This window comes from Variovorax sp. M-6 (assembly GCF_052114385.1).
In the GTDB taxonomy this organism is placed as follows: Bacteria; Pseudomonadota; Gammaproteobacteria; order Burkholderiales; family Burkholderiaceae_C; genus Variovorax.
Genome location: NZ_JBFREQ010000016.1, coordinates 130,524 through 145,479, shown reverse-complemented (window position 1 = coordinate 145,479; position 14,956 = coordinate 130,524). Strand labels below are relative to the sequence as shown.

Below are 14,956 nucleotides of genomic sequence, written 5' to 3'. Positions count from 1 at the left end.
CACCGGATGCGCTCCCTCACCCATCGCGTGCGCCACATCCACAAGGAAGCGGACGCTAGCATCGCTTGCGACCGCATGGTCGAAGGCGGCTCCCCCCCAGGCAGTCGAACGCGATCACCAGCAGCGGAGTGGATGAACGCAGATAGGCAGCGCACCTTGCGGCTCCCTGCGACCCTCTCAAGGACACATCAATGGCGATGGCGATTGCGTAGCGACGCGTGCATGAGCGCTTTCGAGCAGTGTTCATGAGACAGCAGCCGCGTGAAGCACCTGTAGGTGTCCGAGGAGGACATGAAGACCGTGGTACCCCGCACCGAAATGATCAAGGTGGGACCAGTACGGCCTCGCGGCATACCCACACCATAGGAAATTTCCGGCGTTCAGGACAGCCGACCGCCGACGCGGGAGTGCCCGCAGATCGTTCAACGTGCCGAAACGGCTTCGGCAAAACCCGTCGGGTACTCCGAGGCTGCAAGGGCCCTCTGGAAAGACCAAAAGTCGCCAGAGGGCCCTTCGTCTTGCGTGAAAGAGGGGAGGCGCAGCCCAATGCCCTCATGATGTTCCGACCGTCATGCGTACGGACCATTCCCCGCCGCCCGGTCCCACTTCGCCGCCTCCTTAAGGGGGGTTGATCCCGTTGGCTTGCTTCCCGCTCGTGCTGGGTCTGGCATGGATATCTCCTTGGGGAAAACAACCTGGCACCGGGTCACTACTGCGCGGCGGAGGAGCCTGCCGCGATAGAAGTCATCCGGATCGGGCCATTGCCTACCTGCAAGATAGAAACTTGCGTACACGAATGTCCCTGTGAGGCTCGTTCCATTGCACGTGCACACACTGAGTGAAGGGACGCGCAATGACCACTTTCGTTCAAGAATCATCGTTGCCGGGCATTGGCCCACGCCCTGACTCGGCCGCACTCGACGCTGCGCCGCAATCGGGGGTGTCCTGGGGCGCCGTGTTCGCGGGTGCGGCCGTGGCCGCGGCGCTCACTTTGATCATGATGGTCCTGGGCGCGGGCATGGGCCTTGGCTTGGCCTCCCCGTGGGAAGGCGAAGGCGCGGAAGCGAAAACGATCGGCATCGCCGGTATCTTCTGGATTACCTTCACGCAGCTGGCTGCCTCTGGCTTGGGCGGATATTTGGCCGGGCGCCTGCGAACGAAGTGGACCGGAATTCGTACCGACGAGGCGCGGTTCCGCGACACCGCGCACGGCATTCTTTCGTGGGCCGTGGCAACCCTCGTCACCTTCGCACTGATCGCCTCTGCCCTCGGATCGGCCGTGAGCGCTGGCGCCAGGGTGGGGATGGGTGTGGCCACCATGGTGGCCGGTGGCGCGGCGACGACGGCAACAGGAGCGGCCGCGAGCCGAGCCGGCGACGATGCAAGCAGCGGCCCCATGGCGTACATGACTGACGCTCTGTTCCGGAAAGATCCAGGCGCGGCGCCGGCTTCATCGGGCACAGGCGAGACAGCAACAGCTTTGGCGGACAGGGCTACGACTGCGGAGGTGGGGCGGATCTTTGCGAATGCCCTGCGAGCTGGAACGCTTTCACCCGAAGACAGTCGCTACACGAGCCAGGTAGTCGCTCAGCGAACCGGTCTGAGTCAACAGGACGCGGAGAAGCGCGTCAACGACGTCTACGCTCGCGCCAAGGCGACGCTGGAAGAGAGCAAGACAAAGGCGAAGGCGATGGCGGATGCAGCGCGTAGGTCGACAGCGTATGGATCGCTCTGGATCTTCCTGTCTTTGGTGATGGGAGCCCTTGTTGCCTCCTACTGCGCGACGCTCGGCGGTCGTCAGCGGGACCTTTGAACTAAGCGGGATTCTCCGGCGGCTGGCGCGGGCAGTCGTCGCATGCCCGTCAAGCGACGCGCGGAAAAGCTGGTACCGCCTCATATGCCTCGAATCGGAGGCTGCGTCCGTGGTTGGCGAACCCGCTCATGACCTCGCGAGACAGGATCAAAGTTCAAACGTTGAGGGCCGATCCGTAACCACGGACCCCAAACCATGACCGTTGTCGAGGCACGGCCAGGCCATTCACGAAGCCCCTAGGGCGTCCACGGCGGCTCCGCCGCGAGGGCATGCACCACAGCGACTGCCCTATTTGCCCCTTGGACACCGCCCCGCCCCGGGAGGCTGAAGTCCGCGCCGGGGATCTGGGGGCGCAAAGACGCTGCCTTTGACAGTTCAAGTGATGCGCGCGTTGTCTTTTACTGCGGCGTCCCGGTCTTTTCCTTGGGATTGGTCGGCACGTCCGGCCGCTCACCTTTCATGCCAGCCTGAGGTTTCAGCTCGTTCTTCGTGGGCTTCACTTCTGCGCGGCTCAGTTCCCCCGTCGGTTGGGAGGCGTTCGGCTGGTCGTTCGTCATGGTCGAGGGTTCGCCCTTCGGCACCATGGTGTTGGCAGGGCTTCGGTTCTCTGAGCGGGCCTCAGACTTCACGACGGCGCGAGAGGCCGGGTTGCTGCCATCGGGCCGCTGCGTCGGGTTCGCGACGCCTGCGGGGGTCTTGGTGCTGGCCTGTCCGCCCTTGGCGGGATCAGGTGCGGCGGGGACCGCCGTTGTTTGGGCCGTCACGGCAGAGGACAGTCCGAGCAATCCGGCCAGCGCGATGGTGGTGATGAGTGTTCCCTGCTTCATGGTGTCTCCCGATAGAAGGCCTCGAATCGAGGTAGTTCGGAATCTAGGAGCCTGGAGCCCGCGACGTGTCGGTATTTGGGGCCGCTGCCTGTAGGCCGGCTCATCTACCTTCGAGGCCCCAATGGCACTTCCGCGGAAACGATACGGCGGCCGCTTGCGCTGCAGCCGGTGCCTCGGGCCCGTCGACGACGTCAGGCCGATTGTCGCAAGCGGGCCGAGGGGGGCAAGGAGCACGACCGCCCGGGGCACCGAGGCAGCGCTGGAAAGGCGAGACAAGCCGACTTCGATCTCTGGTTTCCGACATCGGCATGCCTGGCAAGGACGGGCTCGAGCTGATCGCTCGCCTGCACAAGCTGCCGCATGTGCGCCGTTGGCCGGCTATCGCTGTCGCCGGATTCGGCTGGCCGGAATATCTGGAGAAGCCCCCGCCGCAGGCTTCAATCTACACCTGAGCAAGCCCGTCTCCCTGGAGGCAGTGACCGAGGCGCTCGAGACTTGGTCGCGGCTGAGAGCGCGATCACCGGCGCGATGCGGAAGGCGGCGAAGTTTCCGCGAGTCGTCGCCAGCACGCAAGCACGGTGCGTCATTCTCTGCTGCCAGGCCCGAACGGCTTTTTCCTACGCACTGCCAGCGCCTGTCGATCCAGTCTTGTGCCCCTCAAATTTACTGGAGATCACGATGGCTTCAACCACCAAACGCGCCGACCCCGATGCCTGCAGTCTCCTGGACGCCGACCATCGCAATGTCAAGAAGCTGTTCAAGGCCTATGAGGAGCTCACCAGCTCCCGATCCACCAGCGCCTCCCAGAAGAAGCGCGAGCTCGCGAATCGGATCTGCATGGAATTGACCATCCACGCACAGATCGAGGAAGAGATCTTCTACCCCGCCGTCCGCGAGGCGATCAAGGACACCGATCTGCTGGACGAAGCCGAGGTCGAGCATTCCAGCGCCAAGGACCTGATTGCCCAGATCGACGAAGCGACCGAGGTGGACGACAAGTTCGACGCCAAGGTGATCGTGCTCGGCGAGTACGTCGACCACCACGTCAAGGAAGAGCGCAACGAAATCTTCGTCAAGGCGCGCGCGGCACGCGGCCTCGATTTGTTAGACATTCGCGAGCAACTCCAAGCCCGCAAGGAAGAATTGATGGCAGAGACGGCGGGTGCGACAGCTTCATAGCCAGCCTACGAGTTGCTGGAATCCTCGATCACTGGGCCACCGGCGTCAGGTCCGCCGAGGCGACGACTAGCCGCTTCCTCGAGGGCGCAATGTCCTCTTCATCAAATTGAACCTACCGGGGTGTCTCAGGCCTGGAGTTGGCGGAAAGGCTGCGCCACCGCGAACGATTGCCGGTTAGCTTCGCCAGCGGAGCCGGTCCAACCGCACGCGAACTCCCGGCAGCTACGTCGTGGCTGCGCAAGCCCTACATAGCAGACGAAGTGGAGCGGAATCTCGCACAGTCCTGTTTCTCGAGATCCGGCTCATGAGATGCCCTCTTCCCCACGCAGGCGGCCTTGTCCAATCGAGCCCGCCCAAGACGCCGATCACCAACTTGGAAATGCCGGTCGCCTCGAGGCGCTGCACCAGCGACTCGACGGCGCGCTGCAGCATCGGACGCAACAGCGCGCCGGCTCTGCAGCATCGAACGCCACCGTGCGCCAGCCCGCCAGTGCCTGCCGGTGGTGCTCCGCGGAGACGCCGAAAGAGCTCTGTCCAGGGCCGCTGGCTTGTCAAGTTCGCGGGGCTCGGCCCATGGGGAACTTGCCTGGGCGCGGGCGCGCGCGCTCGGTGCCGCCGGCTTTTCACCGGAGGCACCGGACTTTGCTATGGCTTCCTGGTCGAGCGCTGGCGGGACGACAGTGTGCGCCCGCCTCCCGTCCCCATCTCCCGCGCCATGCGTTCGCGGCTCGTGGCATGGATAGCGGCGGCCTATCTGAGCTTTCGTGCCCGCCACTTCGCAGCGCCGGAAGGCCGCGGCGCATCGCTCGGTCAATTGCTCGAAATGGGTCGGCACAACACGACGAAGCGATGGGCGAATCGGCGGGTCACGCCTGGGAGCGTTGGCACCCACGCGTGCGTGACCTGGAAGCCCGGGTGCGGCGCGTCGAGAGGGACAACTGCATGCATGCGTGGGAGTGGCTCGCTGCGGGCGGAACTTTCCTCAAGACCGATGCCGTGGACCATCACGCGGGCCACGATTCGATCGGCTGCCAAGATGTCGAACGGGACGTGGCCGGCGCGTGCGTCGAGTTCACTCGCTCGGCGGCGGCGGAGCGGACCCTGGTAGACGTATCCGCTCGGCCGGCATCCCACTGGATAGCGACCTGCTCCGGTTCCTCAGGGCCTTCTACCTGACGTTCCAACTCGACCACTTTCAAATGGCCGCCGATGGTTGCGCTCCCCCTACGCACAAGCGCTCAGTCGTTGCGTTCCTGGTTTCCGCTGAGCGTCTTGTCCGCGTTCGTCGAGACTCGGCTGCCCTTCAGGTGCATTTCGACATCCGCGGCCAGGTCTCCGACCGCACGCACAGCGGCCTCGAGTTGGTCGCGCGTGACGTCGAGTTCACGTGTCCACCGGGCGACGCTCTCGGGCGAAGAGAGATCGACCCGGTCTTCGCCGGTCGTGCTGTTCATAGGGTTCACCTCCGAGAAAAGTCTGATAGCTCCTTATCTCGCTGTGTCGGGGGGAATTCTTCGGTGATCGGCGACAACGGCGGTAGGAGCGGGCCTGCAGGGCCGTGCGCGACGCCGCTGTTTTGGCCTACATCACTTTGCGCAGAAGACCCACCACCTGCAGCCGCGCGCGTCGCAACCCTTTTGCACATGGTTCACCCGATCTTCTCGGTCATCCTGCGGCGGCCCGACCTCCTGGCGCGGCACTTGTCGAACCATGCCGAACTGGTTCGTGCGGAGTTCGCGCAGGCAAAACGCGCCCTGGTGCTCAAGGCCGTGGCCGGTTTGGGGGCAGGCGTGTCGCTGCCGCTGGCGCTCGGCCTGAGCGCTACCGCGATCATGCTAGCCGTGGTCGAACGATTTCACTGGGCCTTGATCGCGGTGCCATGCCTCGCGTGGCTCATCTTCATCGCCTGCGCCCTGACCGCCATCCGCGCGACGGTGCAGCCAAAAGCCGGGGAGGTCCGCGAACAGGTCGAAGCCGACCTCGACCTGCTTCGCCATGTGCGAACGGAGGCAGCGAATGACCGACAATGAAGGACCCCTGGCCGCCAAGATGAAACTCGCGCTTTCACGCGCCGAATTGCTTGCTGCCATGGGCTACAGGGAAGTGCTCGAAGGCCCCGCGGAGGAGCGCATCGAGCCGTTGACGCCCTTGTCGACAGCTGCAGATTCCCCACCCCAACTGCGGCTCGCGCCACCCTGGTTGCAGCGGTACGCCCAGGTCCACCCCGGCCGTCTCGTCGCGGGCGGCGTGGGTACGGGCGCGCTGCTGGTGCTTCTCATGCCTTGGCGCCTGCTCGTGGCCGCGGCGCTCGCCGGATTGCTCTTCAAGACGCTGGCGTCTCCCAAGACCGCGGCGCCGAGCACGCCGGCGCCCTGAGGCGCCGAAACGCCCTCTCTCCCATCAGGCGGAGTTGGCGCGCGAGTTCCCGGTGCTTCTGCGCGAGCGTGTCGCTGGGCATCACCTTCCGATAGCTCCGCCTGCACCTTGTTCTCCAGTCGGCCACCACATCCGGCTCGCGAAACCGATCTTCGCGACATCAGCGGGGTCGGCCTTGTTCTTCGATCTGGCCCACTTTCGTGTCGAGCACGTCGGCACGTTCAAAGAAATGAATGTCTGTAACGCCCGGCATCAGGCAACTCACGGTGACGCCGGTGCCCGTGAGCTCTGGGGAGCGCCAGCGAGAACGAATCGACGAACGCCTTGGTGGCGTTGTAGACGGCCTGGAAGCATCGGACCAAGGCTTCGCTCAGGTCCAGCATGTGGTTGACACGAACCGTCGCGGGCACCATCTACAGTCGAGCTCGTGACCGAGGAACGCGCCTGCAAGCCCGTGTCCTGCGTTCGCGAAGAGGGCATAGATGCTGCGATCGCCAGCGGCAGCGATGACCCGGTCTACGCCTTCCAACATTCACCTCCACGCCCGGTGCAAGCAGCTGGGCGCTGGCGCCCTCAGCGGTTCGTCGGCTGCGATGATCAGATCGAATCCGTTCTGCGCCGCCAGCCGCGCGAGTTGCAGGCCAATGCCGGACGAGGCGCCCGTGACCAGCGCCAATGGTCGCAATTCAGAGCTTTCCATGCGCGGAATCGAGGCGCAGTGCCGTCGACCAACGGGACGATTGGATTCGCTCGTCTCCTACAGGGCCAACATGCCTCGAAGCCTAGCCTGCCCGTCCCACCTCCAGAGGATGACCATGGCCAAGAAAGCACCGCCCCCTTCCCACGAACTCGACGCGGCCCGCTCCGCGGCGCGCAATACTGACAGCGGTCCGGCCACGCCCGCACCCGCTGCCGCCGGCAAAGGCGATCCGCCGACCCGCAAGGCTGTCGACACCCAGGCGCTGGTGGCCGGGATGAAGTCGAACGCGAACAAGCCCTTGGAACATGGCGAGGCCCATGCAGCCACTCCCCCGGTGGGCGTCACGGTGTCTCCGCCTTCGAGGTTGACTGGAGTGAGCACGCTGTCCGAGCAGAACTTCTCGGGCAAGACCGGAACGGCCGCACTCGAAGGCGTCAACGCGACGATCGACACGCTCGATCGCGTTCGGGTCGATTCGGCCGGGCAGAAGCTGACGACCAACCAGGGTGTCGCTATCGCCGACAACCAGAATTCGCTCAAGGCCGGTGCAAGGGGTCCCGCCCTGCTGGAGGACTTCATCCTGCGCGAGAAGCTCACCCACTTCGATCACGAGCGCATCCCCGAACGCATCGTGCACGCCCGTGGTTCCGGCGCGCACGGCTTCTTCGAATGCTACGAACCGCTCACGAAGTTCACCAAGGCCGCGCCATTCAAGGAAGCGGGGAAGGTCACACCGGTGTTCGTGCGCTTTTCGACCGTGGCGGGCGAGCGCGGCTCCAAGGACACGGCGCGCGATGTGCGCGGCTTCGCCGTGAAGTTCTACACCGACGAAGGCAACTGGGACCTGGTCGGCAACAACATGCCGGTGTTCTTCATCCAGGACGCGATCAAGTTTCCGGATCTGGTCCACGCCGTGAAACCCGAGCCGCACCACCAGATGCCGCAAGCCGCCAGCGCCCACGACACCTTCTGGGATTTCGTCTCGCTGATGCCAGAGTCCACGCACATGCTCATGTGGCTGATGTCGGACCGCGCGATCCCGCGCAGTTACCGGATGATGCAAGGCTTCGGCGTCCACACCTTCAGGATGGTCAACGAGGATGGAGAGTCGGTCCTCGTCAAGTTCCATTGGCAGCCCAAGCTCGGCACGCACTCCCAGGTCTGGGAAGAGGCCGTGAAGATCTCGGGCGCCGATCCGGACTTCCATCGGCGCGATCTGTGGGAGGCCATTGAGGCCGGCGAATACCCGGAATGGGAACTGGGCCTGCAGGTCTTCACGGAGCAGCAAGCCGAACAGTTCAGCTTCGACATCCTCGACGCGACCAAGATCGTTCCGGAGGAGCTGGTGCCGGTGCAGCTGGTGGGCCGCATGGTACTGAACCGCAATCCCGACAACTTCTTCGCTGAGACTGAGCAGGTGGCGTTCTGCACGGCGCACATCGTGCCTGGACTCGATTTCACCAACGATCCCCTGCTGGCGGGACGCATTCACTCCTACGTCGACACGCAGATCAGTCGGCTCGGCGGACCCAACTTCCACGAGCTTCCTATCAACGCGCCGGTGGCCCAGGTCCACAACAACCAGCGCGACGGCATGCATCGCCAGGCGATCCACCGGGGCCGTGTCGCCTACGAGCCCAATTCACTGGCCGGCGGCTGTCCGTTCCAGGCCGGCGCCGCCCAGGGTTTCACCAGCGTGGCGCGGCGCATCGATGCTAAGGCGAGCGCCGACAAGTTCAGGATCAAGCCTGAGAAATTCGCCGACCACTACACGCAGGCCCGGCTTTTCTTCGAGAGCCAGTCCGAGGCCGAGAAGGCACATATCGGCAACGCCTTCCGCTTCGAACTCTCGAAGGTCACCGTGCCCGCCATTCGCGAGCGCATGGTGGCCAGCCTGATCAACGCCTCGCCCGAGCTGGCCGCCCGCTTGGCGCAGGACCTGGGGATGGACCTTCCGGCCCCGCTGCCCAAGGCTCTCGAACACCCTGCGACCCCGGAGGTCCGGAGCTCCCCCGCCTTGTCGCTCCTGGCGCGGCCCGGCGACGGCAGTATTCGCACCCGCAAGGTCGCGGTGCTCATCGCCCAGGGCGTCGAAGGCGCATCGCTCGGGAAAGTGGTGTCGGCACTGGTGGCCGCCGGCGCCGTGCCGCGCCTCATCAGCGCCCGGCTAGGAACCTGTGTCGGCATCGGGGGCGAGAATTTCGCGGCGGATGCGACGATGGAGAACGCGCCCGGCTTCCTGTTCGACGCCCTGGTGCTCCCGGATGGCGCAGGCGCGGTGGAAGCGCTGGACGCGGACGCCCACACGCTGGAATTCGTGCGTACCCAATACTGGCATTGCAAGACGATCCTGGCCCTCGGCGCCTCGCAGGCGTTGCTTTCTGAAGCGCAGATTCCGATGACGCTGCCCGACGGCGGCGCAGACCCGGGGTTGATCCTGGCCGACGCCGCAGATTCCGACGCTGCGATCGCCGATTTCATCCGCGCGATCGGCATGCCCCGGCACTTCGGACGCGAGAACAATCCGCCTAAGCCAGCAACCTGAATCCAGCGAGATGCTTCAGCCTTCTCCGCGCCTATGGAGGAACTCGCCGACGCTGACGAATCTGAACTGCTCAGCCGCGAAGCGATGCACGGGAGAGTAGCGAGCTGTCGTCGAGCATTGGGTCTGTCTCTTCATTGGGGGCGCCTGGCCATCTCAATCCAAGATGAAGCAGGCGGAGTGAAAGAACTTGTGCGCGCCTTCGCCTGTACGGGGGATTTCCCCGGGACTTCCGAAAGGTGGTGGTCATGCTACAAATTGCGAGATTCTTGTCGGGCGGTTTCCGACTCTTGACGGATGGCGCTGCGGGTTCTATCTAGTGCCTTGCTCGCTTTGGTCATCGTGAAAGGAGGACCCCGAAATGGCCATGGACCTGCTCAGAGAGCTTTCGCTCTCGCCCTTGCCCGCCACTTTCCGCACGCCCCCGGAGATCGACAAGATCAGGCTTCTGCGCGCTGCCGGCCTGGTGATCGCGCTCACTCCTCCAGCACCGAACGCCTCCCGCTCTTCGACCACAGCCGAAGCCGCCCAGGTGCTGGCCATCACGCAGAAGGGCCGGGAGGAACTTGCGCGCTTCTCTCTGCCAGGGGAGACCCCACCGACGCCGCACGCCGGGGGCGGATATTCCGTTGGAGGGTAGAGTCGTCCGGCGCCCCGCATATTTCTTGATGGAGGAAGCAATGAAAGCAACTTCAGAGCCCATCGTCTATCGCGACGTTGCCATCGCGATCAAGGTCGAAAAGGCAGGTGCTCACGTCTTTGGTCATGCCGATCTCTTCAAGAAGGACCAGTTCAAGGGCCGGATTTCTCTCGGGAGTGCCCGCGCCCGGTCCAAGGAAGTGCGCGACCGCCTGCGTTGCCTGGCCAAAGCCAAGGTGGACGTCTGGACGACGGTGGAGTCGATCGCGGCACCTCATTGAGGCGGGCGCGTCGCGGCGTTCACCGGCAGTCCGTCCGCCCCCGGTGGGTGTACACCAGGTTGCAGGGCCCGGGCGAAGCCCACCAGGGTGATGCCCGCCTGCGCGTTGGCGCGCACCGCCAGGAGGCCGATTCTTGTGCACATTTCGTAGCTCGCCCGGCTTGTCACCAGCGCGATGTCCTCGTCGCCCGCTGTCCTGCCGCCGCCATCGCGCCGACCAGTTTGTCGAGGGCGTTGTGGCGCCCGACATCGTCGCGCACGAGGCACAGGCGGCCCTGCCAGTCGGCGAACCCGGCCGCGTGCGCCGCGCCCGACGCGCAGTGCAACTCCTGCCGCTCATCGAGTTGCGCAAACGCGCGGTCCAGCGCGTCGGCCCCGACATGGCCGCCGGAGCGCACGCTTCGGATGGGCTCGATGGCTTGCGCGAGGCTTTCCACGCCGCACAAACCCGCAGCCCGTGCGCCCCCGCGAGCGCGCGGCGCCGCATCGTCAGCGCCGCCATGCGGCCGGCTGCGATGTCGATGCGCAGTTCCATGCCCCCGCACCCTTCGAGCACCTCGTTGTCGTAGATATCGCCGGCGCACGCAACAATCCCTTCGGTGAGGCTGAAGCCGATCGCCAGGTCCTCCAGATGCGTCGGGGAGGCGAGCATCACCGCATGGGAGATCCCCTTGTAGACGAAGGCGACCGGCGTCTCTTCGATGACCGCTTCCTCCCGCGGCGGCCCCGCGCAGAAGCCACGCCCCGGAATGGCCGAACAACGCGCCAGCCCCCGTCGCGCCCACCGGGTGGCGCTCCGACGCGCGCGCTGGCGAGTTCGGCTTCGTCGATCATGTCGCCTCCTACATCGGCCGCAAGCGCACCGGGACCGACTTCGACGCCGGCACCTTGCTCTGCGGATTGCATTCGGGGTAGTAACCCGCAACACAACCGACAACCGCGCGGAATGTCGGAGGGGGTCACCCGCAGCCCCCGGAACTCCCGCACCATGCCGTCGTCGACGGCCGTTCGGGCCGGGACGGATCCTCCTTCGGCCAGCCCGAGTCGCAGCACGTCGTCCGGGTTCCCCAGCAGCACCATGCGAGTTCCGTGGATGCCGCGGAAGCGATCGTCCAGGCTGTAGATCGTCGTGTTGAATTGGTCGTCGCTGCCTACCGGGTCTTCTGCGCGCAGTGCCATCGGATGGACGGGCGCGGTGCGCCCGACACCTTCCCGCGGCTGGCTGGCAATCCCTCGCTCCTCAGCGAGGATGCCACCTCCTTGATCCGAATCACCATCGAGGGTGGGACGAGCCCGCAGACTGCGAAGGGTCCGGCGCCGCAACGCATGCCGGCAGTCGCGGGAACCCTGACCGATGTGCAGATGGCCCAGATACTCACGTTCGTGCGTCAGGGCTGGGGTAACGACGCCTGCCCGGTGACGACCAACGATGTCTCCACGTTGCGCCGAAAGCTCGAGAAATGAGACCTTCCTCCACCCCGCCTGCGCGCCGGTGGGGCACCGAACCGTGCGGCCCTCGATCGCGTTGCCGAATCCGACGATGCGGGCCCCTGCGCGACGCGCTTCAAGGCGGCGGAGCGTCGTCGGGAATCCGCGCCAGATCCGCGAGCCAGACGGCCGCCTCGCCATCGCTCGGCGCACGCCAGTCGCCGCGTGGCGAGAGCGATCCGCCCGAACCCACCTTGGGCGAATTCGGGACACAGGAGCGCTTGAATTGACTGGTCTTGAAGAAGCGAAGGAGGAAGGTGCCGAGGTGCTTGCGGATCTCGGCCAATGAGTACGCGTGATGCTCGCCGGATGCGTCTGGCCAGCGGCCCAGCGAGGCGTCGTGCCATGCCGTGTAGGCGAGGAAGGCCACCTTGCTCGGCTTGAAACCATAGCGCAGCGTGTAGTAAAGATGAAAATCCTGCAGCTCGTAGGGCCCGACGAAGTCCTCGGTCTTCTGCCCCGGCTGCTCCGCGCCGACGTCCTCCGCCGGGACCAGCTCCGGGCTGACCTCCGTGGCAAGGATCGCCTGCGGCACGTCGCTGACGGGCCGGCCGACCTGCCCGTTCTCCGCGACCCAGCGCACCAGATGCTTGATCAGTGTCTTCGGCACGCTGGCGTTGACGTTGTAGTGCGACATATGGTCGCCGACACCGTAGGTGCACCAGCCCAGCGCGAGCTCGCTCAGGTCCCCGGTCCCGACGACGATGCCGCCCTGGTGATTGGCCAGGCGAAAGAGATGGCTGGTGCGCTCACCCGCCTGCACGGTCTCGAAAGTGATGTCGTATTGCGCCACGCCGTCGGCAAACGGATGCCCGAGGTCGGCCAGCATCTGCCGGCAGCTCGGTCGGATGTCGATCTCGCGCGCGCTGCAGCGGATCTCATTCATCAGCGCATGCGCCTGCCCCAGTGTGCGCCCAGTGGTCGCGAAGCCGGGCATCGTGAAGCCCAGGAGGTCTGCGCGCGGCCGCCTCAGACGATCCATGGCCTGCGCGCATACGAGCAGCGCATGGGTCGAATCGAGCCCGCCCGAGACGCCGATCACCAACTTGGAAATTCCAGCCGCCTCGAGGCGCTGCACCAGCGACTGGACCTGGATGTTGAACACCTCCATGCAGCGCTCATCCCGGTTGCGCGTATCCGCCGGCACATAGGGAAAGCGTTCGACGGCGCGCTGCAGCGCCGGACGCGACAGGGGCGCCGGCTCTGCAGCATCGAACGCCACCGTGCGCCAGCCCGCCAGTGCCTGCCGGTGGTGCTCCGCGGAGACGCCGAAGGAGTTCTGCCGCATGCGTTCGCGCGAGAGTCGCTCGAGATCGACGTCGGCCACGATCAGGTGGGAGCGATTGCTGAAGCGCTCGCTCTCGGCCAGCATCTCGCCGCTTTCGTAGATCAGCGCCTGTCCCTCCCACGCGAGGTCGGTCGTCGATTCTCCGATGCCGGCCGAGGAATACAGGTAGGCAGCCAGGCAGCGCGCCGAATGCAGGCTCACCAAACGATGGCGATACTCGGATTTTCCGATCGTGATGTTGGAAGCCGACAGGTTGACCAGCACGGTGGCGCCCGCGAGCGCCGCGTAGCTCGATGGCGGTATGGGGACCCAGACGTCCTCACAGATCTCTGCATGAAGCTTCAGCAATGGCCGTTGCCGGCATTGCACCAGCAAGTTGGTGCCTAAGGGAACGCGCTGGCCGCACAACTCGATCTCGGTCGCCAAGACACTGGCGCTGGCGCTGAACTGCCGCGCCTCGTAGAACTCGCCGTAGTTGGGCAGGTAGGTCTTGGGCCAGACGGCCAACAGCCGGCCGCCGGCCACGGCGGCTGCAACGTTGTACAGGCGATGGTCCACCCGCAGCGGCAGCCCCACGATCGCCAACGCCGCGAGCCCTTGGGAGGCGGCCATCACGCTTGCAAGGGCGCCCTCGCAGCCGTCTAGCAAGGCGGCCTGGTGGAACAGGTCATCGCACGTATAGGCCGACAGACCCAGTTCGGGAAACGCCACGACCATGGCGCCGTCCGCACTCGCCGCTCGATAGAGCTCGATAGTCTCGCCGGTGTTGAATATCGGGTCCGCGATGCGATTGCGCGGCACCGCGACGGCCACGCGTACGAACCCATGGCTCCGGGGATCAAGGAATTCAGACAATTCGGTGGTCATGGCAATGGCCTTCGGACGAGACGGATGCGAGACGCCGGCGTGGTGGGCACCCGGTGCACCTCTTCCAGTTGCCGCAGGACGAGCCGGTTGCGCGCCTCCGATTGGGTCGCGACACAATCGCGCGGGACGACCACTTCGAGCGAGCGCATCCGGGCTTCCAGCACCGTGGCCAATACGCACTGGTCGCTGGCCACGCCGGTGACCGCGATGCGGTGCACATTTAGGTGCCGGAGAAGCAGCTCGAGCGGCGTGCCGAAGAATGCCGATTGGCTGGGCTTGAGCACGAAGTAGTCCTCGCCTGCCGGTTCGAGCGCCTGGGTGATGGTGGCTCCCGGGCCGCCGGACTCGATCGACAGGCCGACCAGCGCCGGGAAGTCCGACCGCCAGCGTCCCCGGTTGTCATTCGCGTAGATCACCGGCACGCCGCACTTGCGACAGCGCGCCGTCAGCGCGGCGATGGGTGCCGTGAGGCGCCGGGCACCAGGAAGCAACTTGTCGGCGTCGGGGAAATCCCAGCAACTGATCATGTCGATCACCAGCAGCGCCATCCCACCGGCGGCAGTCTCCGGGGCGATGGGCGGAGGCTGTTCGGAAGACATCATGGCGCTCGCATCTGTCGGATGTTTACGCTATCACCGGCGTGGGCCTCCCGGTGTAGGAATCGCGCGCTCACGCGCAAAACACGCATACGCAGCGCGGGTCGCCATCCAGTGAATCTCACGCCTGTCCGCCACTCATGGCCCATGGCATCTGGGGAAGCGCAGCACGCGTCCTAGGCGATCGTGAGCACCTTCTGCTCGCCTGATCTGGTTCACGGCGGTGCCGGGATGGGGTCCACTGTGAGGGTCCAAACCTCGCGCTGAGCGTCTCCCACGGCGCCGAGCTTGGTAGCACTCTTGCATGGGGCGCGAGATGGCATCACTCTCTCGCCTCGTCACGCCGGTGTCGCGCGATCGG

General features: G+C 65.4%; 14 protein-coding genes and 2 pseudogenes. 9 read left to right on the top strand and 7 right to left on the bottom strand.

Annotation, left to right across the window (positions count from 1 at the left end; genetic code table 11):
- Positions 1-853: 853 nt before the first annotated feature.
- The gene (locus tag AB4Z46_RS19060) at positions 854-1,813 is read left to right on the top strand and encodes a hypothetical protein (protein ID WP_442285094.1); all 960 of its coding nucleotides are present in this window, start codon (positions 854-856) and stop codon (positions 1,811-1,813) included.
- Positions 1,814-2,211: 398 nt separating this feature from the next.
- Here the strand turns inward: AB4Z46_RS19060 and AB4Z46_RS19055 are convergent, their stop codons facing one another.
- A complete protein-coding gene (locus AB4Z46_RS19055; protein ID WP_442285093.1) occupies positions 2,212-2,640 on the bottom strand; it encodes a serine/threonine protein kinase in 429 nt (142 codons plus the stop codon).
- A gap of 308 nt (positions 2,641-2,948) precedes the next feature.
- Between AB4Z46_RS19055 and AB4Z46_RS19050 the strand changes: the two genes are divergently transcribed.
- Both AB4Z46_RS19050 and AB4Z46_RS19045 read left to right on the top strand, forming a co-directional pair.
- Positions 2,949-3,092: a hypothetical protein gene (locus AB4Z46_RS19050; RefSeq protein ID WP_442285092.1), complete on the top strand. Its 144-nt coding sequence runs from the start codon at positions 2,949-2,951 to the stop codon at positions 3,090-3,092.
- 226 nt (positions 3,093-3,318) lie between these two features.
- Complete coding sequence (locus AB4Z46_RS19045) at positions 3,319-3,819, top strand: hemerythrin domain-containing protein (protein WP_442285121.1); 501 nt, start codon at positions 3,319-3,321, stop codon at positions 3,817-3,819.
- Positions 3,820-5,057: 1,238 nt separating this feature from the next.
- On the opposite strand, the gene AB4Z46_RS19040 is transcribed toward AB4Z46_RS19045, so the two are convergent.
- Positions 5,058-5,273, bottom strand: a complete 216-nt coding sequence (locus AB4Z46_RS19040; protein WP_442285091.1) for a DUF3606 domain-containing protein — start codon at positions 5,271-5,273, stop codon at positions 5,058-5,060.
- A gap of 189 nt (positions 5,274-5,462) precedes the next feature.
- Here AB4Z46_RS19040 and AB4Z46_RS19035 point away from each other — a divergent pair, with 189 nt between their 5' ends.
- From AB4Z46_RS19035 to AB4Z46_RS19015, 5 genes are all read left to right on the top strand, one after another.
- Complete coding sequence (locus AB4Z46_RS19035; protein ID WP_442285090.1) at positions 5,463-5,849, top strand: phage holin family protein; 387 nt, start codon at positions 5,463-5,465, stop codon at positions 5,847-5,849.
- Positions 5,836-6,195, top strand: coding sequence for a hypothetical protein (locus tag AB4Z46_RS19030; protein WP_442285089.1), 360 nt, complete (start codon positions 5,836-5,838; stop codon positions 6,193-6,195). The genes AB4Z46_RS19035 and AB4Z46_RS19030 overlap by 14 nt, the downstream gene beginning before the upstream one ends.
- Positions 6,196-7,010: 815 nt before the next feature.
- Positions 7,011-9,440 carry a catalase gene (locus AB4Z46_RS19025; protein WP_442285088.1) on the top strand — a complete coding sequence of 810 codons (2,430 nt, stop codon included), beginning with the start codon at positions 7,011-7,013 and terminating at the stop codon, positions 9,438-9,440.
- A gap of 358 nt (positions 9,441-9,798) precedes the next feature.
- On the top strand, positions 9,799-10,077 hold the full coding sequence (locus AB4Z46_RS19020; protein WP_442285087.1) for a hypothetical protein: 279 nt from the start codon (positions 9,799-9,801) through the stop codon (positions 10,075-10,077).
- 28 nt (positions 10,078-10,105) lie between these two features.
- Positions 10,106-10,357 carry a hypothetical protein gene (locus tag AB4Z46_RS19015; RefSeq protein WP_442285086.1) on the top strand — a complete coding sequence of 84 codons (252 nt, stop codon included), beginning with the start codon at positions 10,106-10,108 and terminating at the stop codon, positions 10,355-10,357.
- A gap of 163 nt (positions 10,358-10,520) precedes the next feature.
- Here the strand turns inward: AB4Z46_RS19015 and AB4Z46_RS19010 are convergent, their stop codons facing one another.
- From AB4Z46_RS19010 to AB4Z46_RS19000, 3 genes and pseudogenes are all read right to left on the bottom strand, one after another.
- Positions 10,521-10,793 carry a formate dehydrogenase accessory sulfurtransferase FdhD gene (locus AB4Z46_RS19010; RefSeq protein ID WP_442285085.1) on the bottom strand — a complete coding sequence of 91 codons (273 nt, stop codon included), beginning with the start codon at positions 10,791-10,793 and terminating at the stop codon, positions 10,521-10,523.
- 104 nt (positions 10,794-10,897) lie between these two features.
- Positions 10,898-11,008 (bottom strand): annotated as a pseudogene (locus AB4Z46_RS19005) (formate dehydrogenase accessory sulfurtransferase FdhD); the annotation flags it as partial.
- Between the two features lie 190 nt (positions 11,009-11,198).
- Positions 11,199-11,505 (bottom strand): annotated as a pseudogene (locus AB4Z46_RS19000) (FdhF/YdeP family oxidoreductase); the annotation flags it as partial.
- Positions 11,506-11,538: 33 nt separating this feature from the next.
- Between AB4Z46_RS19000 and AB4Z46_RS18995 the strand changes: the two are divergent.
- Positions 11,539-11,820 (top strand): c-type cytochrome, encoded by a 282-nt coding sequence (locus tag AB4Z46_RS18995; protein ID WP_442285084.1) that lies wholly within the window; start codon positions 11,539-11,541, stop codon positions 11,818-11,820.
- A gap of 100 nt (positions 11,821-11,920) precedes the next feature.
- Here AB4Z46_RS18995 and AB4Z46_RS18990 read toward each other — a convergent pair whose 3' ends face one another.
- Entirely contained in the window at positions 11,921-13,999 is a 2,079-nt protein-coding gene (locus AB4Z46_RS18990; protein WP_442285083.1) for an NAD(+) synthase, read from the bottom strand.
- A complete protein-coding gene (locus tag AB4Z46_RS18985) occupies positions 13,996-14,601 on the bottom strand; it encodes an isochorismatase family cysteine hydrolase (RefSeq protein ID WP_442285082.1) in 606 nt (201 codons plus the stop codon). The genes AB4Z46_RS18990 and AB4Z46_RS18985 overlap by 4 nt, the downstream gene beginning before the upstream one ends.
- Positions 14,602-14,956: the final 355 nt, after the last annotated feature.